A 25,018-nucleotide genomic window follows, 5' to 3' on the forward strand; every position below is an offset into this window, starting at 1 on the left:
CGCCCGTTTGGCTCGGCCGCCCCATTTGATTCAAATGAAAACAGGATGAAGCCAATGCGCAGATTATCGCTCCTGAGCTTGATCGCCGTCATGAGCTGGCAGATGGTCCCCGCCAAGGCCGAGACGCTCACGGTGGCCCCGCGCCAGGTGGCCGACGAGAAGGCGGTGTTCGCGACCGTGGAAAGCGTCAGCGTCGTCCCGGCGCGCGGCCGCATCGGGGGCACGGTTGCTCAGCTCTCCGTCCGCGAGGGCGACCCGGTCAAGCGCGGCCAGCCGATCGCCCTGATCGGCGACGAGAAGCTCGCGCTGCAACTCAAATCGCTCGACGCCCAGATCGAGGCGCTGCAGGCGCAGGCCAACCAGGCGCAGATCGACTTCACCCGCACCGAGGGCCTCGTCGAGCGCGGCACCCTGCCCCGGGTCAAGCTCGACGAGACCCGCACCGCGCTGAACGTCGCCGAGAATGGGCTGCGGGCGAAGACCGCCGAGCGCGCCGTGGTCAATCAGCAGATGAGCGAAGGCCAGGTGCTGGCACCCGATGATGGCCGCGTGCTGAAGAGGCTCGTGGTCGTCGGATCCGTGGTGCTGCCCGGCGACCCCGTCGTCACCGTGGCGCAGCAGAACTTCAAGCTGCGGCTGCGCGTGCCCGAGCGCCATGCGCTGTTCCTGAAGGCCGGAGACAAGATCCGCATCGATGGCGCCGAGTTCGGTGACAGCGGCGACAAATGGGGCGTGATCGACCTCGTCTATCCGCAGATCGAGGAAGGCCGCGTCGTCGCCGACGCGATCGTTCCCGGCCTCGGCCAGTACTTCGTCGGCGACCGGCTGCGGGTCTGGATCTCCGGCGGCCACCGCGATGCCTATGTGATCCCTGCCCGCTATGTCAGCACCCGCTTCGGCATCGACTACGTCCGACTGCAGCAGGGTGCGCAACAGGTCAGCATCCCCGTGCAGCGCGGCCGCGCGCTGCCGAGCGCCGACCTTCCCGATGGACTTGAAATCCTGTCCGGCCTGCGCGCCGGCGACCAGTTGGTGCAGCCGTGAAACTCGGACTCTCAGGCAAGCTGACCCAGGCGACCATCGCCTCGCCGCTCACGCCGCTGTTCCTGCTCGCCTCGCTCGTGGTCGGCCTTATCGCCGTCGTGATGATCCCGCGCGAGGAGGAGCCGCAGATCAGCGTGCCCATGGTCGACATCCGCGTCAACGCCGACGGCCTGCGCGCGCCTGACGGCGTCGAGCTCGTGACCAAGCCGCTGGAGACGATCGTCAAGGCGATCGACGGCGTCGAGCACGTCTACAGCCAAACCGAGGATGACCGTGTCATGGTCACCGCGCGGTTCCTGGTCGGCACCAAGTTCGAGGACGCGATCCTGCGCGTCCACGAGAAAATCCGCGCCAACCTCGATCGAATCCCGGTCGGCATTCCCGAGCCGCTGATCGTCGGCCGCGGGATCAACGACGTCGCTGTCACCGTGCTCACCCTGTCGCCAAAGCCGGAGGCCGCGGAGCGCTGGACGGACAAAGATCTGTATGAGCTCGCCGACAAGCTGCGTGCCGAGCTGACCAAGGTCGACAATATCGGGCTCACCTACATCTCCGGCGGCGGCGCGCAGCAGATCCGCGTCGAGCCCAGCCCCGAAAAACTGTCGCTGTTCGGCGTGACCTTGCAGCAGCTCGTCGCCAAGGTGAAGGATGCCAACCGCTCCTTCCTCGCCGGCGACGTTCGCGACGGCGGCATCGTCCGCAACGTCACGGCGGGCCAGACCCTGACGGGCATTCCCGATATCGGCCTGCTGCTGATCTCGACGCGCGACGGCCGCCCGGTCTATGTGCGCGATGTCGCGAATGTCGTCATCGGCCCCAATCTCGCCGAGCACCGCGTCTGGGACGACGCCCGTAACGACAAGGGCGAGTGGCACCGCGTGCCCGCGGTGAGCCTTGCGCTCGCCAAGCGCGCCGGCGCCAATGCGGTCGTGGTGTCGCACGACATCGCGCAGCGCCTCGAAGGGCTCAAGACCAGCCTCATTCCAAGCGACGTCGCGGTCACGGTGACGCGCGACTATGGCGAGACCGCCAATGAGAAGGCCAACGAGTTGCTGTTCCATCTCGGCCTCGCCACGATCTCCATCGTCGTCCTGATCGCGATCGCGATCGGCTGGCGCGAGGCGCTCGTCACCTTCGTCGTCATTCCGACCACGATCCTGCTGACGATGTTCGCCGCGAATTTGACGGGCTACACCATCAACCGCGTCAGCCTGTTCGCGCTGATCTTCTCGATCGGCATCCTGGTCGACGACGCCATCGTCGTGGTCGAGAACATCGCCCGCCATTGGGGCATGCGCGACGGCCGTCCGCGCCTGCAGGCAACCGTCGAGGCGGTGGCCGAGGTCGGCAACCCGACGATCGTCGCCACCCTGACCGTGGTCGCCGCCCTGCTCCCGATGCTGTTCGTGTCGGGCCTGATGGGCCCGTACATGGCGCCGATCCCGGCAAACGCGTCAGCCGCGATGCTGTTCTCGTTTGTCGTCGCCATGGTCGTGGCGCCCTGGCTGATGCTGCGGCTCGCGCCGAAGCAGACCCCCGCCGCGGGGGCCGGAGCGCATCACGACGCACATGGCGAGGGCCGGCTCGGCCGGATCTATCGCAGCGTCGCGCGACCGATCGTCGCCAGCAAGCGCTCCGCCTGGATCTTCCTGCTCGGCGTGGGCATCGCCACCTTGCTGTCGATGACGCTGTTCGCGACCAAGTCCGTGACCGTCAAGCTGCTGCCGTTCGACAACAAGTCGGAGATCGCCGTAATGGTCGATCTGCCCGAAGGCGCGAGCCTCGAGGATACGGAGCGGACGCTGTTCGCGGCCGCCGATATCGCACATCAGCTGCCGGAGATCACGAACGTGCAGAGCTATGCCGGCACGGCGGCGCCGTTCAACTTCAACGGCCTCGTCCGGCACTACTACCTGCGCGAACGGCCTGAGCTCGGCGAGCTCCAGGTCAATCTCGCCGCGCGTGGCGACCGCAAACGCTCGAGCCACGACATCGCGCTCGATCTGCGGCAGCGGCTGAAGGCGGTCTCGGTGCCCTCCGGCACCAGCATCAAGGTCGTCGAGGTGCCGCCCGGCCCGCCGGTGCTGGCGACCTTGCTGGCCGAGATCTACGGCCCGGATGCCGCGACCCGGAGGGCCGTCACGACCGAGCTTAAGAAGGTGTTTGCCGATGTCCCGTTCATCGTCGACATCGACGACTCCATCGGTCAGCGGCGACCGCGGCTGCGGCTGTCGATCGATCAGGACAGTCTCGAATTCTTCGGCGTCGAGCAGCGCGACGTCTACGACACCATCCAGACGCTGTTCGGCGGCATCTCGGTCGGCTACTCGCATCGTGGCGAGGACCGCAACCCGATCGAGATCGCGGTGAAGCTGCCCAAGCGCGCCAAGAGCTGGAGCCAAGCCTTGGCGTCCACGCCGGTGCCGGCCAACACCGTGCCCGGCAGCAAGACCGTGGTCGAGCTCGGCCAGGTCGTGAAGGCGACGATGGAAGAGGGATCGCCGATGATCTTCCGCCGCGACGGCCGCTTTGCCGACATGGTGATGGCCGAACTCGCCGGCCGTTTCGAGGCGCCGCTCTACGGCATGCTCGCGGTAGCGGACCGCATCGACGCGCATGACTGGGGCAAGCTGCCGAAGCCGGTGATCGGCTTTCATGGCCAGCCCGAGGACGAGTCACACTCGACCTTGTTGTGGGATGGCGAGTGGGAGATCACCTATGTCACCTTCCGCGACATGGGCGCGGCCTTCGGTGCCGCCATTCTCGGCATCTACGTGCTGGTCGTAGCGCAGTTCAGGAGCTTCCGACTGCCGCTGGTCATCCTGACGCCGATCCCGCTGACCCTGATCGGCATCCTGCTCGGCCATTGGCTGCTCGGCGCGCCGTTCACGGCGACGTCGATGATCGGCTTCATCGCGCTTGCCGGCATCATCGTGCGCAACTCCATCCTGCTGGTCGACTTCATCCGGCACAGCGGCGGCGAGGGCAAGACCTTGCGTGACGTCGTGCTCGAGGCCGGCACCGTGCGCTTCAAGCCGATCCTGCTGACGGCGCTCGCGGCGATGATCGGCGCGGCGACGATCCTGCTCGATCCGATCTTCCAGGGTCTGGCGATCTCGCTGCTGTTCGGCCTGGCGTCGTCCACCCTGCTCACCGTGCTCGTCATCCCCGCGATCTACATCGCGCTGCGCGAGCCTGGCAAACCCACCACGAAGATGTCCTAGGAGACGATCATGGACAAGAACTTCCCCGACCTCTGCAAGAGCATTTCCGGCAATCTGCGGACGCTGCGCAAGGACATCCCCGATGTGATGCAGGGTTTTTCCGCGCTGGCGCGGGCGGCCGGCGCTGACGGCGCGCTCGACAAGAAGACCAAGGAACTGATTGCGCTGGCGATCGGCGTCGCCGTCCGCTGCGACGGCTGCATCGGCTTCCATGCCGAGGCCCTGGTCCGCCTCGGCGCGACCAAGCAGGAGGTCGAGGAGACGCTCGGCATGGCGATCTACATGGGCGGCGGCCCGTCGCTGATGTACGCCGCCGACGCGATCGCCGCGTTCGAGCAGTTCCAGCAGCAGGCGGCCGCCGCTTGAGCCGTACTCAGCCGCAGATGTCGAGAATGGCGAGCATGTAGATGCGGATCATGTCGAGATAGTCGGGAATGTCGACGCGCTCGTCCGGCATCGTGTTGTACCGGCCACCGGGCCCGCAGACGATGCCCTCCATGCCGCCTGAGGCATAGAGATGGCCGGCATCGGTGCCATAGAAGCAGCTTGGCGCGACCGGCCCGGTCGGCTGTGCCTCGCCGCGCACGGCGCGGTAGGCGTCGTTGATGGCGCGGACGATCGGACTGTCCGGGGCGACCTCGAAGGGCGGCATCGTCGGGACGCCGGCACGGTCCTCCGACATCAGATGCGCCTTGAGGCCGGGAAACCGCGCCTCCAATGCATCGAGCTCGCGCCGCATGTCCGCCAGCGCGCCCTGCTCTGTCTGGCCCGGCGCGTAGCGGCCGGAGCCCTTGATGCGGACGAAGTCCGACACCTGCGGCGTCCGCCACTCATGCAGTTCACGGCCGAGTGCGCCGTGGACGACGCCGACATGGACGCGATTGATCGCCGCATGCGCCGGCGAGCGGGCGCCGGAGAACGTCATCGCGTTGAGGCGCGGAATGAGGTCGCAGGCGGCGCTGATCGCATCGACCGCCTCCTCGCGTTTCGACAGATGGCGCGTGTTGCCGACGAGCTCGATGATGAACATGAACGCCGCCGCGTGCATGGTCATCGCCTTGAGATCGGTCGGCTCCGAGTTGATGAAGTAGTCCGCGCGCAGCCCCTGCTCGATCAGCGAATACGTCCCGACGCCGCCCTGCAGCTCGCCGACCACATAGGTCAGAATCACGTCGCCTCTGAGCTTCACGCCGGCCTCGATCAGTGTCTTGACCGCGCAGAAATAGGCCGCGTCGCCCGCCTTCATGTTGGACACGCCGATGCCGTAGATGAACTTGTCGTCGACCTTTCCTCCCCATGGATCGACCGTCCAGCCCTCGGTCACCGGGTTGGTGTCGACATGGCCGTTGAACAGCAGGCTCTTGCCGCCGCCGGTTCCTTTCCAGCGCCCCACTGCGTTGACGCGTCCCTCGTTGCCGAACGGCGCAACGGCGGCGTCGAGACCGATCTTGCGCATCTGATCGGCCATGAAAGTGGCGAGCTGCTTCTCGCCCTCGGTCTTCGAATAGCTCTTGTGCTGCACCATGCGCGACAGCAGCGCGAGCGCAGCCGGGACATCGATGCGGGCGAGCAGATCGTTGCGGTCCATGTGATGTATTCCTTGCGGTCAGCCGACTGGGACGGGCGAAGCCGCCATCAGCTCGCGTGTATAGGGGTGAACATCCTCGGCGCCGAAGGCATCGACGGCGCGGTTGTCGACAAGCTGACCGTGACGCATCACGACGATGCGGTGGGCGATCTGCCGGATGAGATTCAGATCGTGGGTGATGAACAGATAGGCCGTGCCGGTTTCGGCACGGAGTGCCAGCAAAAGCTCGATGATCTGGGCCTGCACGGAGACGTCGAGCGGCGCGGTGATCTCGTCGCAGATCACCAGTCGCGGGCGCGCCGCGAAGGCGCGTGCGATCGCTACGCGCTGCTTCTCGCCGCCCGAAAGCTGATGCGGCCAGCGTTCCGCATAGGATGCCGGGAGCCGTACCTGCTCGAGAAGCCGCGGCACCGACGACAGATCGCCACCATAGAGCTTCAGCGGCCGCGACAGGATCTCGCCGACACGGTGGCGTGGGTTGAGCGAGGAATCCGGATGCTGGAAGACGATCTGGACATCGCGGCGATAGCCTCGGTTCATGTCGCCGGCTCCATGCAGCGTCCGGCCATCGAAGCTGATCGCGCCGGAGAATCGCGCGAGCCCGGTCAGCGCCCGCGCCATCGACGATTTGCCGGAGCCGGATTCACCGACAAGACCGACGATCTCGCCAGCGCGGATGTCGACATTGACGGCCTGCGTCGCGGGCGGCGGCGCCGCACGGAAGAGGCTGCGCCTGCCATAGTGAACCTCGATGCCCCTGGCCTCGAGCAGCACGGCCGAACCCGGCGCATCGTGCACCAGCCGCCGTTCCGGACGCGGCACGGCCGCGATCAGCGATTTGGTGTAGTCGTGCTGCGGCTTGCGGAAGATCTCCGACGCCTTCGCCTGCTCGACCACCCGGCCATGCCGGATGACCGCGACGCGATCGGCGACGCGGGTCATCATCGCCAGGTCATGCGAGATGTACAGCGCGGCAACGCCGGTCTCGGCGCGCAGCCGGCCGAACAGGTCGATGATGCGCGCACCGGTGATGACATCCAGCGCCGTGGTCGGCTCGTCGAACACGATCACGTCGGGCCGGCAACCGAACGCGGTGGCAATGATCACGCGCTGCTTCTCGCCACCGGAGATCTCGTGCGGGTAGCGGCGCAGCATGGCGGAGGGATCACGCAGCTCGACATGGCCGAGCAGCTCGATTGCGAGATTTCTGGCGTCCCGCCCGTTCAGAGCCCGATGACGCATCAGCGCCTCGGTCACCTGACGGCCGATGGTCAGCGTCGGGTTGAGCGCCGTGGAGGGATCCTGGAACACCATGCCGATCCGGCGTCCGCGCACCTCCGTCAACTGTCTTGGTCCGAGCGCCTGCAAATCGATGTCGCCGAGCCGAAGCGAGCCCGAGACCTCGCGCGCATTGGCCGGCAGATGTCGCATCAAAGCCCAGGCGAGCGAACTCTTGCCGGAGCCGGATTCACCGACGAGGCCGAGCACCTCGCCGGGCGCGATGGCCAGCGTAACGTCGCGCAACACGGGGATCGCGCCCACGGGCGTCACGTAGTCGAGGCCGTAGTCGGTGATCGAGAGCGCGGCTGTCATCGATCTTCTCGCGGGTTGAGCGCATCGCGCAGCGCGTCGCCGACGAGATTGAAGGCAATCGCCGACAGCGCGATCGCCGCCGACGGCGCGATCAGGATCCATGGCGCGCGATGCATGTACTGCCGTGCATCGGCGACCATCAGGCCCCACTCCGACGCGGGCGGCTGCGCACCCAGGCCGAGGAAGCTGAGCGTCGCGAATAACATCACCGCAAACGACACCCGGATGGTCGCCTCGATGATGATGGGCCCCATCACGTTGGGCAGCATCTCGCGGAAGATGACGTGCGGGGCGCCCTCGCCGCGCGCGACCGCGGCCTTGACAAAGTCCTGGTTGCGCACAGCGAGCGCCACCGAGCGCGTCACCCGGGCCATGCCCGGCGCAAAGGCGATCGCGATCGCAGTTACGGCATTGCCGGCACCATTGCCGAGCGTGCTGACCAGCAGCAGCGCCATCAGCAGGCCAGGGATCGCCATCACCGCGTCATTGGTACGCATGATGAACTCATCCGCCTTTCCGCCGAGATATGCCGAGGCGATACCGATGACCGCGCCGATCGCGGTGCCGGCCAAGGTCGCCGCGAGTGCCATCGGAACGGTGGCGCGCGCGCCAGACAGCAGGCGGCTCAGCACGTCGCGGCCGAACTGGTCGGCGCCGAACAGGTTCTGCCAGCCCGGCGCCCGGAAGCGGCCGAGAAAATCCATCTTCTCCGGACCGTACGGCGCAAGCCACGGACCAAGGAGGCAGACCGCGACGAGCACGGCCAGCAGGACGATGCCGATCGCGCCCTGCGGCTTGCGGATCATCCGTCGGAGCAGCTCAGTCATAGCGGATCCGCCGGTCGAGCAGAGCATAGACCATGTCCGCCAGCGTGTTGGTGATCGCGTAGGTCACCGCCATGATCATCGCCCCGGCCTGGATCGACGGCAGATCGCGCGTGGTGATGGCGATCATCAGGGCACGGCCGATCCCGGGGATGGCAAAGATCTCCTCGATCACGATGATGCCGCCGAGCAGATAGCCGACGTCGAGCGCAACGATGGTGATGACCGGCAGCAGCGCGTTGCGCATGACATGGCGGACCAGCACCGTGCGCTCCGGCAAGCCCTTCAATCGGGCGGCCCGAACATAGTCGGATTGCAGCACGTCGAGAGTTTCAGAACGCATCATGCGCATGACATGCGCGACGAGGATCACCGACACGGTCAGGACCGGCAGTGCCAGATGACGCAGCGCCAGCGAAGGGTTTTCGAGCGGCGACACGTAGCCGGTCGCCGGCAACCACGGCAGGATGTCCGTCAGCAGCAGAGCGAGGACAGTCGCAGTCACGAATTCCGGCAGGGAAACGCCGAGATAGGCAATCACACTGGCTGCGGTGTCGGCCATCCGGCCCTGGCGGAGCGCGGCGAACATCCCGAGCGGCACCGCGATCAGAAGTGTGAGCGCAAGCGAGCCGGCGGCAAGCAACAGCGACCGCGACAGCGCGGTCAGCATCTCCGGCGCCACCGGCAGACCTGTCCGCATGGAGACGCCGAAATTGCCGCTGACCGCGTGCTCTACCCAATGGACGAATTGCAGCCAGACAGGATCATTGAGCCCCAGCCGTGCGCGGACCGCCGCGAGCGCCTCCGGCGACGCGTTCTCGCCCAGCAACGTCTGCGCGGCATCAGCCGGCAGCGCCTGCGTGATGGCGAACACCAGCACACAGACGACGGCGACCGTATAGATCATGAGCAGCAGCCGCCGCAGCAGCCAGGCAAGCGACACCGGTGGACCTCGTCCTCAGGCGCGCTTCGGCGCACCGGCGCCGAGCGAGACCAGATCGAACCGGAACACCGATCCGCGCGGATGCAACTGATAGCCTTCGACGTAAGACCGCTGCGCCGCGAGAATATCGAAGAAGACCGGAATCACCGACGGTACCTCTTCGCTCATCATCGTCTGGGCCCGCCCATAGAGCGCCGCGCGATTGGCGTCATCGGTCTCGCTCCGCGCGGCATTGACGATCTCATCGAAGCGCGCATTGTTCCAGCGCGTTTCGTTCCAGGCCGCGTCCGACGTATAGAGCAGCTTGAAGATGGCATCCGCGGTCGACTGCATGTTGTAGAAGCCGACGTAGAAATTTCCCTTCTTCCAGACCTGGTCGAGATAGGTCGCGTGCGGCATGGTCTGAACGCTGATGCGGAAACCGGCCGGCGCCGCCATCTCGCGGATCGCAACACCGAGCTGCGTGCGCGTGTCCGGCTTGTCGGAGGCGACCATCGTCAAGTCGATGCCGGAGGGGTAGCCGGCCTCGGTGAGCAGCCGCTTGGCCTTGGCGATATCAGGCGTCTTCAGCTTGCTTTCCTTGTAAAAGCGATAGGCGGGGCTCAGCGGCGTGTCGTTGCCGGGGGTGCCATAGCCGCCAGCCACGAAGCCAGCCATCGCTTCGCGATCGATCGTCAGCGCAAGCGCCTGGCGCACGCGAACGTCGTTGAACGGCTTCTGGTCGCAGCCCATGTTGACGTTGAGAAACTGTCCCGAGGGAATCCGCAACGCCTTGATGCCGGAGGCCTTGCCGAGCCGCTCATACTCGCCGGGCGTGGTCGAGAGCATCAGATCGATGTCGCCCGAGATCAGGGCCGACGCCTCGGCCGTGCGGTCGGGATAGACGAGGATCTCGATGCGATCGAGTGCGGGCCGCGCCGGATCGTAGTAGGCCGGGTTGCGCTCGACCACGATCTTGCGGTCCGGCTCATAGGACACGAGCTTGAAGGGTCCTGAACCATTCGGCTTGGTGGCGAGGCTGGCGAGATCCGCGGCGACAACTTTCGCCGGGATGATGCGCGCATTGTTGTAGGCGAGCGCGACGGGGAAATCGGCGAAGGAGACGGACAACGTGAACTTGACAGTGGCGGCGTCGATCGCAACCACGTCCTGGATAGGTCCGACATTGGTGCGCGCGGGAGAGGCAGTCTTCGGATCGAGGATCGCCTTGAAGGTCGCGACGACGTCATCGGCCGTGAGTGGCGATCCATCGTGGAAGCTGAGATTGGGCCGCAGCTTGAACGTCCATTCGGTCAAGCCTGCCGCATGCTCCCAGGACAGGGCCAGATCCGGCTCGACCGCCATGTTCGGCTTCAGCCGGGTCAGGTTGGAATAGAGCAGCTCAGTGACGAGATATTCCGGATTGACGCGCGCCAATAGCGGATGGATCACCGCAGCGCCCTGATCGACGGAAATGCGCAGCACGCTTCCGCGCTTCGGCGCCTCTGTAGCGAGAGAGATCTGCGGCAGAGCGCCCAGCGCGAGCGCGGTACCAGCAAGGAAATGGCGGCGGGTGACGGACGACATCTAGGCGGAATCCTCTTAGGGCGTCGTGTGTTCGGGAGAGAGTTCGGGACAGAACTCGGCTGAAAGATAAGCGAGCACCGATTTCGCCAATGCGACGATATCGGTCAGCGTGGTCGCCTCGCCGGGCGCATGAATGCGGCTGTCGGGCTTGCCAAGACCGGTGAGAAGGACCTCCTGCATGCCGGTGGCCTGCTGGACCCAGCCAAAATCGGAGCAGCCGGACGCGCCCCAGCGCGCGAAGTCCTCAGGCGCGTAGCCAAACCCGGCCGAGAGCGCGCGTTGCCAGCGCGGCCAATGCGGACCTCCAGGATCGGCGGTCGGCATCAGATGACCGGTCAGGATGATCTCGAGATCGAGTCCAGCTGCGGCCTGTGTGATCGCGGTCTCGATCTCGCTGCGCGCAGCGGCAAAATCCTCTTCGGGGGCATAGCGGCGGCACAACAGGATTTCGAGCTGCGACGGGATCTGGCCGCCGCACTGGCCGCCATGAACGGCTGAGATGTCGAGGCTTGCGGCCAACGGTCTGGCCGCCTGCGGTGGTGGTGGCAAGCCGGAGGTTCGCTGCGCGATGACAGGCTTCAGGCCAGCGATCGCATTGAGGATCGGCAACGACGCCTCGATCGCGTTGGCGCCAGCGCTGCGCTGTTCACCCGCATGGGCCGCTTTGCCGCGCACGCGCACCGTCAGCGTGAACAGGCCGAAGCAGCCGGCCCAGATTCGGGGCATGGCGCTGCCGTTGAAGTTCAGAATGTGCCCTTCGAGGCGTCCCTGCTCTGCTAGATAGCGGACGCCTGGATAGAGCCCCGCCTCCTCGTCGGTGCACAACAGCAGCATCGGATCATAGGCGAGCACGAGGCCGGTCTGCCGCGCGGCGCGCAGCGCGAGCAGCGTGGCTGCGATCGAACCCTTCATGTCCGCGGCGCCGAGGCCGATGAGGCGATCGCCTTCGCGAGCGAGCTGCAGCGGATCACTGATCCAGCCCGGCGCAGCGGGCACCGTGTCGACATGGAAATACAGCCCGAGCACCGGCCTGCCCGAGCGCCGCCGCGCAATCACGTTGGTGCGCGGTCCATCGGCGCCGGGAGCCCGCCAGAGTTCCTCGGGCACGACGACGCGTTCGCAATCCAGCGCCAACGGTGCCGCGAATTGCTCCATCAGATCGGCGAACTGCTCATAGCCGGCGCCCGGCGGAAAACTCGTATCCACCGCCACCATGCGACGGAGATCATCGACCGCCGTGTCCGACAGCCGCTCGATCGCAGCGAAAGCGTCAGCGTCAGCCAAATTGGCCGCGCTCTGATCCGGGATCTCCTGAGGCTTCATGTCGCGCGCTTAATCCTATATTCTATATAGAAATAAAAATCACAATGTGGCACTTGTCAATTCCATGAAAAAGGCAGGCGTGGCCAGCAAAGCGGCAGAGAGCGTGGGCGCGGGTCCCGGAGCCCTGCCCGTGCCGCTGTACGAGCATGTGAAGCGGCAGATCGCGGATGCGATCCTGATCGGTGATCTCGCGCCGGGCACGGTGCTGCCCGGCGAGGTCGCGCTCGCCAATCAATATGGCGTCGCCGTCGGCACGATCAGGCGGGCGCTGGCTGATCTGACGGCCGGCGGCATGCTGATGCGGCGGCGGAAGACGGGGACGGTGGTGACCGGCCGGGCGTCACGACACGGCCTCAGCTTCTTCTTTCAGTATTTCCGGCTGCTCGGCGAGGACGGCAGCCTGCTGCACTCGGATGCCGAGGTACTGTCGGTGACCACCCGACCTGCCGGACCGGACCAGGCCGCGCTGTTTGCCGTCGACGACGGCGAACCGCTGCTGCACCTGCAGCGCATCCGTCGGGTGGCGGGCGCGCCGGTGCTGTACTCTCGTATCGCGATGGTCGCGAGCCGGATGCCGGACTTTCCGCGCGAGCCTAAGAATGTCCCCGCTTTGATCTATCGGCACCTGCTCGAGGCCTATGGCATCCGAGTCGCGGCGGTGCGCGAGAAGGTGACGGCCGAGGTCGCCACCAAGGAAGATCGCAAACTGCTGGGCCTGCCCTCTCCGAGCGCCGTGCTGGTCATCGACGAAGAGGCCTATGACCAGACCGGGGCGCTGGCGATCCTCAGCCAGCACCGCGCCACGACAGCGCATCACTATTATTCGAACGAGATCCGCTGAACTCGCGCTCAGCAGCCCCAGCGCAATGCCGCGGTGTGTACCGGTGCGTCCCACAGCGCCAATGTCCCATCGTCGAACGCGGTGACGGTCAGCGAGCAACCGGCCATGTCGAGCGACGTGACGTAGGAGCCGACCAGTCCGCGCGCGATCGCGAGCCCGCGGCCTTCCAATAGACGGCGCGCGGCATTGGCCATCACATAGAGCTCCATCGCCGGCGTACCGCCGAAGCCGTTGACCAGCAGCAGGCAGGGCGTGCCGGGTTTGGGCGCGAGATCGGCCAGGATCGCGCCCATCATCTCCTCGGCGATCGCATCGGCGGAGGCGAGTTTCACGCGGCGGCGGCCGGGCTCGCCGTGGATGCCGACGCCCATCTCCATCTCATCCTCGCCGAGGGCAAACGTCGGCTTGCCGGCCGCGGGCACGGTGCACGACGTCAAAGCCACGCCCATCGAACGCGTCCGTTTGTTGACCTCGTCACCGAGCGCCTTGAGCGCATCCAGATCGCGCCCCTGCTCGGCCGCCGCGCCGAGCATTTTCTCCACGACCAGTGTGCCGGCGACGCCGCGGCGCCCGGTCGAATAGGTCGACGTCTCCACTGCAACGTCATCATCGGTGATGACGGCAGCAACCTTGGTCTCCATCATCTCCGCGGCCATTGCGAAGTTCATCACATCGCCTTCGTAGTTCTTGACGATGAACAGCGAGCCGCCGCCCGTCTCCACCGCCTGCGCGGCCGCCAGCATCTGGTCGGGCGTCGGCGAGGTGAAGACCTGGCCGGGACAGGCGGCATCCAGCATGCCCTGGCCGACGAAGCCGGCATGCAGCGGCTCATGGCCGGAGCCGCCGCCGGAGATCAGCGCGACCTTCCCCGGCTTCAGGGTCTTGCGGCGGACGAACTTGTTGTCCTCGCCGAGCGCGACGATGTCGCCATGCACGGCAGCGAAACCGTGCAGGCTCTCGGTCAGCAAGTCGTCCACGGCGTTGATCAGCTTCTTCATGGCTTCCCTCCCGGATCAGTTTCGTCCTTGTTTTCATTGGCCGAGATCAGCGCGGTGATGCCGCGCGCGACGCCGCTGATGATGCGGTCGGCATGGGCGTTCAGCGCGTCGTCACCGAAATCCGGCAACTCCACGACGAGGCGCCGCATCGGCCGCTGTGTCTCGGCCTCTTCCAGCCGGCCCGGATGCGCGGCGCGGTAGGCAGTGAGGAACGCCTGCTGCTCATGCGGCGAAAAATGGCAGATGTGAAAGATGGTTTCGAGATGCTGCAGCGGGATCGGCGTCGGATAGGCCGGGTTGATGATCTGCGAGATGAAGCTGCGGTTCTTGCCGATCGCCTCCGCCAGCCGCTGCCGCGTGCCGGACGGGCGGCTCTCGACCACCGCGCGCAGGATGGCCTTGTAGTCGGCGAGCGGGCTGGACGCTCCCGATGAATCCTGCTCGCTCATGCGCTCTCCGCAAGCGTGGCCAGATCGAGCTCGCGGATCGCGGCTTTCACCTGCGGCAACAATCCGGGGGAGACGGAGAGCGCGCGCACACCCGCCTCCAGCAACGCCGGAATCGTCCTGACGTCACCGGCGGCATCGCCGCAGATCGAGACATCGATGCCACTGACCCGGCCGGCGCGCACGACATGCGCGATCATTGCGAGCACACCGGGATGCAGCACGTCGGCATAGTCGGCAACCTCGGTGCCGTCCCGCGACGCCGCTGTCGCATATTGCGTCAGATCATTGGTGCCGATCGAGAGGAAATCGGCATTGAAGTCCTGTGCGGCGAGGGCTGCAGCGGGCACTTCCACCATGATCCCGAAAGCCGGCTCAGCGAAAGCGATGTTGCTGTCGCCGAGTTCGGCCAGCACCGCACGCAGATGCGCGCGCGCCGTCTCAAGCTCGGCCGCATTCGTCACCATCGGCAGCATCACCTTCAGCGGCCCAAGCGCGGCCGTGCGCGCCAGCGCCCGCAGCTGAACGCGGAAGATGTCGGGATGGCGCAGCGACAGGCGGATACCGCGCAGACCCAGGAACGGATTGCTCTCGCCATCGACCGTATAGCCCGGGATCGGCTTGTCGCCGCCGGCATCGAGCGTGCGGATCGTCACGGGACGGCCGTCGGCCCATCGCATCAGCTCGGCATAGGCCCGATATTGCGCCTCTTCGTCTCGCAGCAGATTGCCCGTCAGAAATTCCGTGCGTGCCAATCCGACGCCATCGCAGGCCGCCGCGGGCAGCGCCGTCATGTCGGATGGACCGGAGATGTTGACGAGCACCGAGATCGCCGTGCCGTCACGCGTCACAGCGGGCTCGAGCTGATGTGCCGTCGCATCGGCGCGCCGCTGCAGGAGAGCCGCGCCGAGCGAGCGCGCCCGCTCGACCCGCTCAACGCTCGGATCGACCTCGACAAGGCCAGCGCCACCGTCAACGAGCAGCGAGCCGGAGAGGCTCTCCCACACGTGGCCGAGCCCCACGACCATCGGAACACCACGGCCGCGCGCGAGCATGGCGACATGACTCGTCGGGCTGCCCTCGCCAAGCGCGATGCCGCCGCCCTTCGACCAGTCGATCCCGAGAAAGGCCGACGGTGCGAGGTCGCGGGCGACGATGATCGCCCCGCTCGGCATCGCGCCGTTGTCCTCGAGTCCGAACAGATGCCGCAGCACGCGATCCCTGATGTCGGCGAGATCGCTGGCGCGGGCGCGAAAATATTCGTCATCGGCGGCTTCATAGCCCGCGATCTCCGCGGCCATCGCCGCGCGCCAGGCATCGTCAGCCGCGATGCCGGTCTCGATCCCGGCATAGGCGGCTTCGGTCAGCGCATCGTCTTCGAGCAGCGCGAGCTGAAAACCGATCAGCTCGGCGGCGTCGCCATCGAGGCGCGTGATGAGATCGGCCACCGCCAGTCGCGCGCCCGCCACCGCCGCCGCCAGCGCGGCGTGCTCCTCGGCGATCGAGCCCTTGACCCGGCTGGCGCCTTCGAGCGCGCGCAGGACCACCGCCGGCCCCACGGCCAGGCCTTCCGACGCTGCGCGACCTCGGATGCAGCGTTCCACCATCTACTCCTCGTCGAACTTGCGATGGACGAGATCCGCCAGCGCGCGCACCGCCTCCTCGGCATCAGAGCCGTTCGCGCGCATGTACAATGTCTCGCCCTTGGCCGCCTTGACGCGCATGATCTTCACCGGGCTCTTGGCGTCGGTCCACGGACCATCGGCCGCGACTGCGATCTCGACCGTCGCAGCGAAGCGCTTGGCGAGCTGCGTGAGCTTGACCGAGGGGCGCGCGTGCAGCCCGACCTCGTTGGTCAACAGCGCATGCGCCCTGACGTCCTGCATGCCGATCTCTCCACCGTCAGCCATCATCATTCCCACTCATCCAGCCATCAGCTCTTCGGCGGTGGCGCGGACCGCATCCAGCGAGGAGCCGCCGGAGGCCTCCGTCGCCGCCATGACGGCGCCTTCGACCAGCGGCGCATTGCAGATCACGATGCGCTCGCGCCGTTCCTCCGGCATCATCTCGACGGCCATCTCGCTGTTGGTCTCGGCGCCGCCGAGATCGACCAGAATGGCAACACCGGACTCCGACCAGGCCTTGTCGATCGCGCCCATGATGGCGCCCACATCAGTGCCCAGTCCGCCATCGGCATTGCCGCCGACGGCTGCGAGCGGCACGCTGTCGCCGACCATCTGCCTGACCATGTCGGCGGCGCCCTCCGCCACCTTGGCGGAATGCGACACGATGACGATGCCGACGTTCTTCTGCTCACCCATGTTCAGGCCTCGTTGAAAACACTGCAGATCGCCTGCACCAGCAGGCTGGACGAGCGGGCGCCGGGATCCATGTGCCCGATCGAGCGCTCGCCGAGAAAGGACGCACGGCCGCGGATCGCCTTCATCGGCACCGTCGCGTCAGCGGCCTCGGCGGCGATCGCGGGCAGCCGCGTCGCGAGATCGTCGCCGCCGGCGGCAAAGGCCGCCTGCACGGGAATCAAGACATCGAGCATCGTCTTCTGCCCGGCCTCGGATTTGCCCCGCGCTTTCACGTCTTCGATGGCCCGGCCGAGCGCGGCCGCGGCATCGGCCGCAGATGGTTCCGACGGCAGCGCCTTGCCCAACCCCATCGCCAGCGTGCCATACAGCGGACCGGAGGCGCCGCCGACCTTCATCACCAGGGCCATGCCGACGGCCTTCAGCGCATCGGGCAATGGCTTGGCCGTGATGTTGTCCGCGTCGGCGAGCAACGCCTCGAAGCCGCGCTTCATGTTGAGGCCATGATCGCCGTCGCCGATCGCGGAATCGAGCGCCGTCAGCTCCTCGGCATGCGCAATGATGGCATCGGCCATCGCCACGATCAGTCTGCGCTTGAATGCCTGGTCCATCTCTATCTCACCCGCTGACCCGCCCGGTCGAACAGCAGCGGCCGGGTAAACTCGATAGCGACGGAGTCGCCGACTTTCAATTCCGTGTCCGGCTCGACCAGGCTGACGATTGTCTGATCGTTCAGCGTGATGTGCAGGTGGTTCTGGTCGCCGAGATGCTCGATCCATTTCACCCGCGCCGACGCGCCTCCGTTTGCGCGACGCACGGTCATGTGCTCGGTCCGCGCGCCGATGGTCGCGACGTCGCCGGGAACTGCAAGGTCCGGAAACAGCCCGCGCGGCAACAGATTGATGCCGGGGCTGCCGAGCCGGGTCGCGACATAGGTATTGGCCGGATCCTCGTAGACCTCGCGCGGGGTTCCCACCTGCACCAGCCGGCCCTGGTCGATGACACCGATGCGGTTGGCCAGCGTCATCGCCTCGATCTGGTCGTGGGTCACATAGAGCATGGTGGCGCCGAGATCCTGCTGGATGCGCTTCAGCTCGATGCGCAGATCGGCGCGCAACTTGGCATCGAGCGAGGACAGCGGCTCGTCGAGCAGCGCGATCGCCGGCCGGCGCACCAGCGCGCGCCCGATCGCGACCCGCTGCATCTGGCCGCCCGACAATTGCGTGGCACGGTTGCCGAGCTTGTCCTCGATCCGCAGCATCGCCGCGACATCGCCGACGATGCGCTTGATCTCGGATTCCGGCGTCTTGCGCACCGGCGAACGCAGCGGAAAAGCGAGGTTGTCGTAGACTGACAGATGCGGGTACAGCGAGTATTGCTGGAACACGAAGGTCACGTCGCGCGCAGCCGGCGTCGCACCGGTCTGGTCGACGCCGCCGATGATCACCGAGCCACGGTCCGGCGTCTCGAGCCCGGCGACCAGGCGCAGCGTGGTGGTCTTGCCGGCGCCGGTCGGCCCGAGCAGCACGACGAGTTCGCCGTCGCGGATGGTCAACGACAGATCACGCACCGCAGGCTTGGTGCCGAAGGATTTGCTGACAGCGTTGAGGCGCGTCTCAGCCATGACGGCCCCCCCTCGCCGGCTGCTCATACAGCGCCGTGCGGATCGCGCGGCCGGTCGCGGCATTGAACAGCGAGAGACGGTCAGCCCGGAAGCTCAGTCCGACCGGCTCCGCGCGCTCGACTCGAACCGCAGCCGGGATGCGTGCCTTCACGATGCCGTGCGCGGTGGTGATGGTGACGATCTGGGTGGTGCCGAGATATTCGGCGCCGAACACCTCGCCGCGCAGGCCGCCCTCGGTCGTCAGCGTCACCTGCTCCGGACGGACGCCGAGCACCAGTGCGCTGCCGTCGGCATCCTCGCGCAGCACGGGCACGCTGATGTCAGCACCATCGATCCGGACTGTCTCGGTGCCCGCGGCAAGCTTTGCGTCGAAGCGGATGAAGTTCATGGCGGGAGAGCCGATGAAGTCGGCGACGAACATCGAGGCCGGCCGGTCATAGATCTCCTGCGGCGTGCCCAACTGCTCGACCACGCCGCGGTTCATCACCGCGATCTTGTCGGCCATCGACATCGCCTCGAGCTGGTCGTGGGTCACGAACACAGTGGTCGCCTTGAGGCGATCATGCAGCGCGCGCAGCTCGCCGCACATGATGTGCCGGAACTCGGCGTCGAGCGCACCGAGCGGCTCGTCCATCAGGAACGCCTTGGGCTCACGCACGATGGCGCGGCCGAGCGCGACGCGCTGGCGGTCGCCGCTGGACAATCCGCTGACGGGACGATCGATCAGGTGATCGATGCGCAGGATACGCGCCGCTTCCTCGACCCTGCGCTTGATCTCGGCCCGGGGCACGCCCATCGACACCAGCGGAAAGGCGATGTTCTTGCGAACGTTCATGTGGGGGTACAGCGCGAACAGCTGGAACACCATCGCGATGTCGCGCTCCCTGGCGCGGCGGAAGGTGACGTCCTCGCCACCGAGGCTGATCGTGCCGGACGTCGGCAATTCCAGGCCCGCGATCATCCGCAAGGTCGTGGTCTTGCCGCAGCCGGAGGGACCGAGCAGGCAGAAGAACTCGCCATCGGCGATGGTGAAGCTGGTGCCGCGCACGGCCGCGAAGCCGCCGAAATGCTTCTCGAGGTTTTCGATACGAATCTCGGCCATGGCGTCAATCCGGAAACCTGGAGACGATGGTGAACATCACGACGCCCGCGAGCGTCGTCACAAAGGAATAGGTGTAGAGCACCAGCGCGAACGGCTGCAGCAGCATCAGCACGCCGGCCGCGATCAGGATCGTCGCCACCGTCTCCATCGGTCCGCGGCGCAGCGCGCGTGGCCAACGCGGAGCGCCGGTTTCGGCAGGAAGGTTCTGCGTGGCTTCGCTCATTTGCGCACCGCTCCGAAGGTGATGCCGCGCAACAGATGCTTTCGCAGCACCACGGTGAACACGACGATCGGGATCAGGAACAGCGTCGTGCCTGCCGCGACCGCCGGCCAGTCCTGGCCGCCTTCGCCGATGATGATCGGGATGAAGGGCGGCGCGGTCTGCGCCGTGCCGGAGGTCAGAAGCACGGCGAAGGCGTATTCGTTCCAGGCGAAGATCAGGCAGAAGATCGCGGTGGCGACGATGCCGGTCGTGGCCTGCGGCAGCACCACCTTGAAGAAGGCCTGCAGCCGCGTGTAGCCGTCGACCATCGCGGCCTCTTCATACTCCCGCGGGATCTCGTCCATGAAGCCCTTGAGCAGCCAGACCGCGAGCGAGATGTTGACCGACGTATAGAGCAGGATCATGCCGAGCTTGGTGTCGGACAGGCCGAGCTCGCGATACATCAGGTAAATCGGGATCGCGACCGCGATCGGCGGCATCATACGGGTCGACAGGATGAAGAACAGCAGATCGTCCTTCAGCGGCACCTTGAAGCGTGAGAACGCGTAGGCCGCGAGCGTTCCGAGCACGACCGACAGGGCCGTGGAGCCGAACGCGATCACCAATGAGTTCACGTAGCGCGGAATGTAGTTCGACGGTCCCGCGATCACCATGTTACGTTCGCGCGAGATGCGGTCGCACAGGCCGGTGGCCGGCGGCAGCTTGGCCATATACTCCGGCGCCTGCCGCGTCCGCGTCGTGAACAGGTTGCAATAGCCCTCGAGCGTCGGCTCGGCGATGATCTTCGGCGGATAGGCGATCGCGTCCGACGGCGACTTGAAGCCGGTCATCACGATCCACAGCAGTGGCACCAGCGTGACGACGGCATAGGCGATCACCACGGCCGCCGCGATCCGCTTCACCAGCGGCGATGGATCGACCACGGAATGGGCTGAGACGAGACCGGTCATCGGCTTTTCACCCGGTTGAGCGCCTTGACGTAGATGTTGGCGAGGCCGAACACGGTGACGAACAGGATGATCGCGAACGCCGAGGAATAGCCGGTGCGCCACTTCTCGAACGCCTCGCGTTTCAACGTGATCGAGGCGACCTCCGTCGTCGATCCGGGTCCGCCGCCGGTCAAGAGGTTGACCATGTCGAACATCTTGAAGTTCTCGATGCCGCGGAACAGCACCGCGAGCATGATGAAGGGCAGCGCCATCGGCAGCGTGATCGACCAGAACTGCCGCCAGGGCGAGGCGCGGTCGACCTCGGCCGCCTCGTAGATGTAGTCCGGGATCGAGCGCAGGCCGGCGAGGCAGATCAGCATCACGTAAGGCGTCCACATCCAGGTATCGACGATGACGATCGCCCACGGCGCCAGCGGCACCTGCGCCAGCATCTGGAACGAGGATGCCGGCGTGCCGGTGACGGCCGAAACGACGTAGTTGAACAGCCCGGTCTGCGGCTGGTAGAGGAACGTCCAGAAGTTGCCGACCACCGCCGGCGACAGCATCATCGGCAGCAGGATCAAGGTGGTCCACAGGCCGTGACCGCGGAATTTCTTGTCGATCAGCCAGGCCAGGGCGAAGCCGAGCACGGTCTGGATCAGGATGCTCCAGAACACGAAACGGGCCGTCACCGTCATCGCCGCCCAGACATCCGGATCGGTCAGGATCGACTGGTAGTTGGCGAGCCCGACATCGAGCACCGTCGCGTTGGGCCGATTGGCGCGGTAGTTCGTGAACGACAGCCGGATGGTCCAGATCAGCGGAAAGATGTTGATCGCCAGCAGCAGCAGCATCGTCGGCGTGATGAACAGCCAGGCGATGGCGCGCTCGGACAGACCGCGCGCGCGACGCGCCAAGACAGGCGGCGTCACCAGGGCGGCGCGGTCGACGAGGCCACTCAATCCGGTTTGGTCGGTCATGCGAGGGGCTGCTTCACGGTGGCTGCTTGGGGGAGCTGCTTCATCTTCTCGTCATTCCGGGTCGCGCGAAGCGCGAGCCCGGAATCCATAGCCACAGGACGTTCTTTGGGGCGAGATCCAACGGACATCTGTGCCTCACGCGGCTTCCTGGGGGGTATGGGTTCCGGGCTCGCGCTTCGCGCGCCCCGGAACGACACGTGGAGAGATCGGTACTGAGAAGCGCAATCGTCAGAGCTTTCCGTCCTCCTTGAACACCTTGGTCCAGTCGGCAATCAGCCCGTCGAGCGCGCCCTTGGCCGTGCCCTGGTCGGCGACGACGTAGTCGTGAACGCGCTTCTGCATCGCGAGCAGGAGCTGCGCGTAGGACGGCTCGGCCCAGAAATCGACCACTTGGTCCATCGCCACCAGGAAGTCGGCGGCGAACGGCGCGGTGGTCTTGAAGTTGGGGTCGTTGAGCACGCCCTTGTGGCAGCTGTAGCCGCCGAGCGCCCACCACTTCTTCTGGGTGTCGAGCGAGGCGAACCATTTGATGTAGGCCAGCGCCTCGGCACGGTTCGGCGAATAGGCCACCACCGAGATGCCCTGCCCGCCGAGTTGCGAGCCCTTTTCCTTCTGGGCCGGGTTGACGAAGAAGCCGATTTTGTCGCCGCCGACATTCGGGTCCTTGTAGAGGCCGGGGAAGAACGCGAACCAGTTCATCTGCAGCGCGACCTGGCCGGACTTGAAGGCGTCGAGGCCCTCCTGCATGTAGCCGTTGGAATAGCCCGGCGGCGTGCAGCACTTGTAGAGCGCCTTGTAGAATTCGAGGCCCTTCACCGCGTCGTCGGAGTTGACGAAGCCCTGCATGTCATACGGCTTCTTCGGGTTCTGGTACTTGAAGCCGAACGGATACAGCGCATTGGTGACGCCCATCGTGATGCCTTCCGAGCCTCGCTCGGTGAAGATCGCCGCGCCATAGACGGTCTTGCCGTCGATCACCCGCTTCTGGAAGAACTCGGCGATGTCCTTCAGCTCGGTCTGCGTCTTCGGCACCTCGAGTTCGCGGCCGAATTTCTTCTTGAACTCCTCGCGGATCTCCGGCCGCGCGAACCAGTCCTTGCGGTAGGTCCAGCCATTGGCGTCGCCCATCGCCGGCAGCGCCCAGTAGTTCGGCGTGCCCTTCGGCCATTCGGCGTAGCCGGCGACGGTCGCCGGCATGAAGTCGGAGATCTTGATGCCTTCCTTGTCGAAGAACTCGTTGAGCTTGACGTATTGGCCGTTCTCCGCGGCGCCGCCGATCCACTGGGAGTCGCCGATCATCAGGTCGCACAGCTTGCCCTTGGAATTGAGCTCGTTGAGCATGCGGTCGGCGAAGTTCGGCCACGGCACGAATTCGAACTTCATGTTGACGCCGGTCTTGGCCGTGAAGTCCTTCGACAACTCGACGAGCGCGTTGGCCGGGTCCCACGCCGCCCAGCACAGCGTGATGGTTTTTCCTTCGGCCCGTGCCGGCGCGGATGCGCCGAGCACTGTCGCGGCGGCGACGGTCGCCGTCAGTGCAAATGTCTGCAGCAACTTCATCTGGCACTCCCTCCCTGTTGGCGCCGCCCCGCTTGTGCACGGATGCCGGCGATGTGTGGCCCGCAGCAAGATGCGCCGTCACAACGACAGCGGGAGCTGCAAGCGTTTCCTCATGACACCTCGGATCACCGTCCGAGTTAAGTATTTTGTTTAGTAGATTTGCCCCGACTAAACATGTCAAGCGCCAATCGAGCGAAATCCGAGCGCCTTTTGTTTAGCGACTGCAGCAAGTGGCTCAGGGACCATCGGTTCTGCACGGCTTGGGACGCAGCGTCGCATGCCGCGCAATCGGGACGAGCCAACCTGGAGCTGCAGCGTTAGGCGCCAGCCTGTGGCAACTCCACCCCGCAATGAACCCGCCCATCCGCGACGACGAAACGCCCGCCGAGACGCGCGACGGCGTCCGACCATCCCGCCCTGACGACGCGCGCTTCAAACGTCCCTGCCCCCGGATCGATCGCGAGCTCGACGTCCTGAAAATCCAGAAAGCCGCGCGTGATCGGATACTGGCACTTGTAGTAGGCTTCCTTGGCGCTGAAGAGCGTGATCGGCAGCATCGGCCGCACGTCTTCAGGCTGCGCCTGCAGCCAGCGCCGCTCGGTGGGCGTGAGCACGAGCTCCAGCAGAGAGGGATCAAGCTGGCGCAGATCCTCGACGTCCAGCCCGAGCGATCGGACCTCGCGGCTGCGCGCGACCGCTACGGCGCAGAAGTCGGCACAATGAGACATGCTGCCCGTGTAGCCCTGCGGCCAGACCGGCGCGCGATCCGGGCCAGGAACCAACGGCACAGGCGCGGCCCCGAGCTCCGCCAGCGCCTTGCGCGCCAGCATGCGCGCCGTTCCGAACTCGGCCCGCCGCTTGGCGACGGCGTTCTCGACATGCGCGCGCTCTTCGGGAAAGAGGCCGTCATCGGCAAGCGACAGAGACGACGCAGCCACCACGACCGGGCTTTGAAAGAGATTTTCGATCGCCCTCATCGGCAGGTCTGCACGCTACTTCTTCACTCGGGATCGGCGGACGGTCAGTCTACACCATGGCGCGACGGCACGGCACGAATTTGCGACGCCCGGCCGGAGGTCAACCGCTTCACGAGTCAAACAGCCCAATCAACAAGAGCAAACATGACGTCGCGTTCTCGCGGCGTCTTGCGCCCGAGTCTTGCATCCGTTCGTCCTCTTCGGAGACGAAGAGGCGCAGGGAAGGCCGGGAGCCTGCCGCCCCCATGGCCCCCGTGCAGTGAAAATTGCACGGGGTAGGAACCACAGGTTTGGCGCGGACATCCCGGCCTTCCCTGCGCGATGGTTTTGCGGGTTATAGGCGCTCTCCTCGGGGACCGGCTGTCTTGCCCCCGTCGCCGACGGATCATCACCGCCGACTTGACGCCAGCATCGGGGCGCCAGGACCACACCATTTCGCCGTCGCATCGTTCCGTTCGTCCGCGCAAGCAAGTCACGCTGCGGACCGACACGCCCACCGCATCTCCAGCTCGACGTTCGTGACGATCGCGAAACGTCCCTCTTCAGCGAGCCGGGATGCGCGAGAATGTGACGGTGATTTGCCCGACGACACAAGCGAGGTGCCCGCGACAAACTGGCACGACGGGCAATCCGCACATGCGAGCCATGCGGTCTTTGCCCGTCGGGCGTCACCGCCGATCGCCTTTGCAGAGATGGCCTTTGAAACGACCGAGCGCCTGGCCTCAGGCCGGCCGCCGGCCACCACCGAGCAGGAACAGCGCGGGCAGCACCAGCACCGGACTGAAGATCGCCGACAGGAAGACGCAGCCCCAGAAGCCCATGCGCGAGTCGCGGCCGAAATAGCCGCTGAGGAGGCACAGCAGCACGTAGCAGATGATGACGAAGGCGGACATCAAGACATGCTCCTCATGCTGA

Annotated in this window: 24 protein-coding genes; 4 read left to right on the forward strand and 20 right to left on the reverse strand. The window is 66.1% G+C overall.

Annotation, left to right across the window (positions count from 1 at the left end; translation table 11 throughout):
• The first annotated feature begins 54 nt into the window (after nucleotides 1-54).
• Genes ACQR0Z_RS20285 through ACQR0Z_RS20295 form a run of 3 tightly spaced genes read left to right on the forward strand, consistent with a single transcriptional unit; the run spans nucleotide 55 to nucleotide 4,634 of the window.
• Nucleotides 55-1,044 (forward strand): efflux RND transporter periplasmic adaptor subunit, encoded by a 990-nt coding sequence (locus ACQR0Z_RS20285; RefSeq protein ID WP_434875730.1) that lies wholly within the window; start codon nucleotides 55-57, stop codon nucleotides 1,042-1,044.
• Nucleotides 1,041-4,268, forward strand: a complete 3,228-nt coding sequence (locus tag ACQR0Z_RS20290) for an efflux RND transporter permease subunit (RefSeq protein ID WP_434919776.1) — start codon at nucleotides 1,041-1,043, stop codon at nucleotides 4,266-4,268. The genes ACQR0Z_RS20285 and ACQR0Z_RS20290 overlap by 4 nt, the downstream gene beginning before the upstream one ends.
• A 9-nt stretch (nucleotides 4,269-4,277) precedes the next feature.
• Complete coding sequence (locus tag ACQR0Z_RS20295; RefSeq protein ID WP_434857303.1) at nucleotides 4,278-4,634, forward strand: carboxymuconolactone decarboxylase family protein; 357 nt, start codon at nucleotides 4,278-4,280, stop codon at nucleotides 4,632-4,634.
• A 7-nt stretch (nucleotides 4,635-4,641) separates the two neighbouring features.
• On the opposite strand, the gene ACQR0Z_RS20300 is transcribed toward ACQR0Z_RS20295, so the two are convergent.
• The 6 genes from ACQR0Z_RS20300 to ACQR0Z_RS20325 are packed head-to-tail and all read right to left on the reverse strand — an operon-like array spanning nucleotide 4,642 to nucleotide 12,105.
• On the reverse strand, nucleotides 4,642-5,856 hold the full coding sequence (locus ACQR0Z_RS20300) for a M20 family metallopeptidase (protein WP_434919777.1): 1,215 nt from the start codon (nucleotides 5,854-5,856) through the stop codon (nucleotides 4,642-4,644).
• A gap of 18 nt (nucleotides 5,857-5,874) precedes the next feature.
• A complete protein-coding gene (gene nikE, locus ACQR0Z_RS20305; RefSeq protein WP_434919778.1) occupies nucleotides 5,875-7,449 on the reverse strand; it encodes a nickel ABC transporter ATP-binding protein NikE in 1,575 nt (524 codons plus the stop codon).
• Nucleotides 7,446-8,276, reverse strand: a complete 831-nt coding sequence (locus tag ACQR0Z_RS20310) for an ABC transporter permease (RefSeq protein WP_434919779.1) — start codon at nucleotides 8,274-8,276, stop codon at nucleotides 7,446-7,448. The genes nikE and ACQR0Z_RS20310 overlap by 4 nt, the downstream gene beginning before the upstream one ends.
• On the reverse strand, nucleotides 8,269-9,216 hold the full coding sequence (locus tag ACQR0Z_RS20315) for an ABC transporter permease (protein WP_434875725.1): 948 nt from the start codon (nucleotides 9,214-9,216) through the stop codon (nucleotides 8,269-8,271). Before ACQR0Z_RS20315 ends, ACQR0Z_RS20310 begins: the two co-directional genes overlap by 8 nt.
• Nucleotides 9,217-9,231: 15 nt before the next feature.
• Complete coding sequence (locus ACQR0Z_RS20320) at nucleotides 9,232-10,782, reverse strand: ABC transporter substrate-binding protein (RefSeq protein WP_434919780.1); 1,551 nt, start codon at nucleotides 10,780-10,782, stop codon at nucleotides 9,232-9,234.
• A gap of 15 nt (nucleotides 10,783-10,797) precedes the next feature.
• Nucleotides 10,798-12,105 carry a M20 family metallopeptidase gene (locus tag ACQR0Z_RS20325; protein WP_434919781.1) on the reverse strand — a complete coding sequence of 436 codons (1,308 nt, stop codon included), beginning with the start codon at nucleotides 12,103-12,105 and terminating at the stop codon, nucleotides 10,798-10,800.
• Between the two features lie 79 nt (nucleotides 12,106-12,184).
• Between ACQR0Z_RS20325 and ACQR0Z_RS20330 the strand changes: the two genes are divergently transcribed.
• Complete coding sequence (locus ACQR0Z_RS20330) at nucleotides 12,185-12,946, forward strand: GntR family transcriptional regulator (RefSeq protein ID WP_434919782.1); 762 nt, start codon at nucleotides 12,185-12,187, stop codon at nucleotides 12,944-12,946.
• An 8-nt stretch (nucleotides 12,947-12,954) separates the two neighbouring features.
• On the opposite strand, the gene dhaK is transcribed toward ACQR0Z_RS20330, so the two are convergent.
• The 14 genes from dhaK to ACQR0Z_RS20400 form a co-directional block, all read right to left on the reverse strand.
• Nucleotides 12,955-13,944, reverse strand: a complete 990-nt coding sequence (dhaK, locus tag ACQR0Z_RS20335) for a dihydroxyacetone kinase subunit DhaK (RefSeq protein WP_434919783.1) — start codon at nucleotides 13,942-13,944, stop codon at nucleotides 12,955-12,957.
• Entirely contained in the window at nucleotides 13,941-14,393 is a 453-nt protein-coding gene (locus ACQR0Z_RS20340) for a hypothetical protein (RefSeq protein WP_434857312.1), read from the reverse strand. Before ACQR0Z_RS20340 ends, dhaK begins: the two co-directional genes overlap by 4 nt.
• Nucleotides 14,390-15,997, reverse strand: coding sequence for a phosphoenolpyruvate--protein phosphotransferase (gene ptsP / locus ACQR0Z_RS20345; protein ID WP_434919784.1), 1,608 nt, complete (start codon nucleotides 15,995-15,997; stop codon nucleotides 14,390-14,392). Before ptsP ends, ACQR0Z_RS20340 begins: the two co-directional genes overlap by 4 nt.
• Nucleotides 15,998-16,300 carry an HPr family phosphocarrier protein gene (locus tag ACQR0Z_RS20350; protein WP_434876020.1) on the reverse strand — a complete coding sequence of 101 codons (303 nt, stop codon included), beginning with the start codon at nucleotides 16,298-16,300 and terminating at the stop codon, nucleotides 15,998-16,000.
• Between the two features lie 12 nt (nucleotides 16,301-16,312).
• On the reverse strand, nucleotides 16,313-16,711 hold the full coding sequence (dhaM, locus tag ACQR0Z_RS20355; RefSeq protein ID WP_434857315.1) for a dihydroxyacetone kinase phosphoryl donor subunit DhaM: 399 nt from the start codon (nucleotides 16,709-16,711) through the stop codon (nucleotides 16,313-16,315).
• 2 nt (nucleotides 16,712-16,713) lie between these two features.
• The gene (gene dhaL / locus ACQR0Z_RS20360; RefSeq protein ID WP_434919785.1) at nucleotides 16,714-17,319 is read right to left on the reverse strand and encodes a dihydroxyacetone kinase subunit DhaL; all 606 of its coding nucleotides are present in this window, start codon (nucleotides 17,317-17,319) and stop codon (nucleotides 16,714-16,716) included.
• A 2-nt stretch (nucleotides 17,320-17,321) separates the two neighbouring features.
• On the reverse strand, nucleotides 17,322-18,332 hold the full coding sequence (locus ACQR0Z_RS20365) for an ABC transporter ATP-binding protein (protein WP_434919786.1): 1,011 nt from the start codon (nucleotides 18,330-18,332) through the stop codon (nucleotides 17,322-17,324).
• Nucleotides 18,325-19,434, reverse strand: a complete 1,110-nt coding sequence (locus tag ACQR0Z_RS20370; protein ID WP_434919787.1) for an ABC transporter ATP-binding protein — start codon at nucleotides 19,432-19,434, stop codon at nucleotides 18,325-18,327. The genes ACQR0Z_RS20365 and ACQR0Z_RS20370 overlap by 8 nt, the downstream gene beginning before the upstream one ends.
• 4 nt (nucleotides 19,435-19,438) lie before the next feature.
• Nucleotides 19,439-19,657 (reverse strand): hypothetical protein, encoded by a 219-nt coding sequence (locus ACQR0Z_RS20375; RefSeq protein ID WP_434919788.1) that lies wholly within the window; start codon nucleotides 19,655-19,657, stop codon nucleotides 19,439-19,441.
• Entirely contained in the window at nucleotides 19,654-20,607 is a 954-nt protein-coding gene (locus ACQR0Z_RS20380; RefSeq protein WP_434919789.1) for a carbohydrate ABC transporter permease, read from the reverse strand. The genes ACQR0Z_RS20375 and ACQR0Z_RS20380 overlap by 4 nt, the downstream gene beginning before the upstream one ends.
• The gene (locus tag ACQR0Z_RS20385) at nucleotides 20,604-21,566 is read right to left on the reverse strand and encodes a carbohydrate ABC transporter permease (RefSeq protein WP_434857321.1); all 963 of its coding nucleotides are present in this window, start codon (nucleotides 21,564-21,566) and stop codon (nucleotides 20,604-20,606) included. The genes ACQR0Z_RS20380 and ACQR0Z_RS20385 overlap by 4 nt, the downstream gene beginning before the upstream one ends.
• 228 nt (nucleotides 21,567-21,794) lie before the next feature.
• Complete coding sequence (locus ACQR0Z_RS20390; protein WP_434919790.1) at nucleotides 21,795-23,126, reverse strand: ABC transporter substrate-binding protein; 1,332 nt, start codon at nucleotides 23,124-23,126, stop codon at nucleotides 21,795-21,797.
• Between the two features lie 317 nt (nucleotides 23,127-23,443).
• Nucleotides 23,444-24,103, reverse strand: a complete 660-nt coding sequence (locus ACQR0Z_RS20395) for a 4'-phosphopantetheinyl transferase family protein (protein ID WP_434919791.1) — start codon at nucleotides 24,101-24,103, stop codon at nucleotides 23,444-23,446.
• 722 nt (nucleotides 24,104-24,825) lie between these two features.
• Nucleotides 24,826-24,996: a hypothetical protein gene (locus ACQR0Z_RS20400; protein WP_434857324.1), complete on the reverse strand. Its 171-nt coding sequence runs from the start codon at nucleotides 24,994-24,996 to the stop codon at nucleotides 24,826-24,828.
• Nucleotides 24,997-25,018 lie beyond the last annotated feature (22 nt).

Origin of the sequence: Bradyrhizobium sp. HKCCYLS3077, assembly GCF_051167555.1 — a bacterium.
Lineage (GTDB): Bacteria > Pseudomonadota > Alphaproteobacteria > Rhizobiales > Xanthobacteraceae > Bradyrhizobium.

What these genes read in the sequence shown, in the direction of transcription:
- ACQR0Z_RS20285 (WP_434875730.1), top strand. Translation starts at nt 55, where the DNA reads ATGCGCAGATTATCGCTCCTGAGCTTGATCGCCGTCATGAGCTGGCAG.
- ACQR0Z_RS20295 (WP_434857303.1), top strand. Translation starts at nt 4,278, where the DNA reads ATGGACAAGAACTTCCCCGACCTCTGCAAGAGCATTTCCGGCAATCTG.
- ACQR0Z_RS20300 (WP_434919777.1), bottom strand. Translation starts at nt 5,856, where the DNA reads ATGGACCGCAACGATCTGCTCGCCCGCATCGATGTCCCGGCTGCGCTC.
- nikE (WP_434919778.1), bottom strand. Translation starts at nt 7,449, where the DNA reads ATGACAGCCGCGCTCTCGATCACCGACTACGGCCTCGACTACGTGACG.
- ACQR0Z_RS20310 (WP_434919779.1), bottom strand. Translation starts at nt 8,276, where the DNA reads ATGACTGAGCTGCTCCGACGGATGATCCGCAAGCCGCAGGGCGCGATC.
- ACQR0Z_RS20320 (WP_434919780.1), bottom strand. Translation starts at nt 10,782, where the DNA reads ATGTCGTCCGTCACCCGCCGCCATTTCCTTGCTGGTACCGCGCTCGCG.
- ACQR0Z_RS20325 (WP_434919781.1), bottom strand. Translation starts at nt 12,105, where the DNA reads ATGAAGCCTCAGGAGATCCCGGATCAGAGCGCGGCCAATTTGGCTGAC.
- dhaK (WP_434919783.1), bottom strand. Translation starts at nt 13,944, where the DNA reads ATGAAGAAGCTGATCAACGCCGTGGACGACTTGCTGACCGAGAGCCTG.
- ACQR0Z_RS20340 (WP_434857312.1), bottom strand. Translation starts at nt 14,393, where the DNA reads ATGAGCGAGCAGGATTCATCGGGAGCGTCCAGCCCGCTCGCCGACTAC.
- ptsP (WP_434919784.1), bottom strand. Translation starts at nt 15,997, where the DNA reads ATGGTGGAACGCTGCATCCGAGGTCGCGCAGCGTCGGAAGGCCTGGCC.
- ACQR0Z_RS20350 (WP_434876020.1), bottom strand. Translation starts at nt 16,300, where the DNA reads ATGGCTGACGGTGGAGAGATCGGCATGCAGGACGTCAGGGCGCATGCG.
- dhaM (WP_434857315.1), bottom strand. Translation starts at nt 16,711, where the DNA reads ATGGGTGAGCAGAAGAACGTCGGCATCGTCATCGTGTCGCATTCCGCC.
- dhaL (WP_434919785.1), bottom strand. Translation starts at nt 17,319, where the DNA reads ATGGACCAGGCATTCAAGCGCAGACTGATCGTGGCGATGGCCGATGCC.
- ACQR0Z_RS20365 (WP_434919786.1), bottom strand. Translation starts at nt 18,332, where the DNA reads ATGGCTGAGACGCGCCTCAACGCTGTCAGCAAATCCTTCGGCACCAAG.
- ACQR0Z_RS20370 (WP_434919787.1), bottom strand. Translation starts at nt 19,434, where the DNA reads ATGGCCGAGATTCGTATCGAAAACCTCGAGAAGCATTTCGGCGGCTTC.
- ACQR0Z_RS20375 (WP_434919788.1), bottom strand. Translation starts at nt 19,657, where the DNA reads ATGAGCGAAGCCACGCAGAACCTTCCTGCCGAAACCGGCGCTCCGCGT.
- ACQR0Z_RS20380 (WP_434919789.1), bottom strand. Translation starts at nt 20,607, where the DNA reads ATGACCGGTCTCGTCTCAGCCCATTCCGTGGTCGATCCATCGCCGCTG.
- ACQR0Z_RS20385 (WP_434857321.1), bottom strand. Translation starts at nt 21,566, where the DNA reads ATGACCGACCAAACCGGATTGAGTGGCCTCGTCGACCGCGCCGCCCTG.
- ACQR0Z_RS20390 (WP_434919790.1), bottom strand. Translation starts at nt 23,126, where the DNA reads ATGAAGTTGCTGCAGACATTTGCACTGACGGCGACCGTCGCCGCCGCG.
- ACQR0Z_RS20395 (WP_434919791.1), bottom strand. Translation starts at nt 24,103, where the DNA reads ATGAGGGCGATCGAAAATCTCTTTCAAAGCCCGGTCGTGGTGGCTGCG.
- ACQR0Z_RS20400 (WP_434857324.1), bottom strand. Translation starts at nt 24,996, where the DNA reads ATGTCCGCCTTCGTCATCATCTGCTACGTGCTGCTGTGCCTCCTCAGC.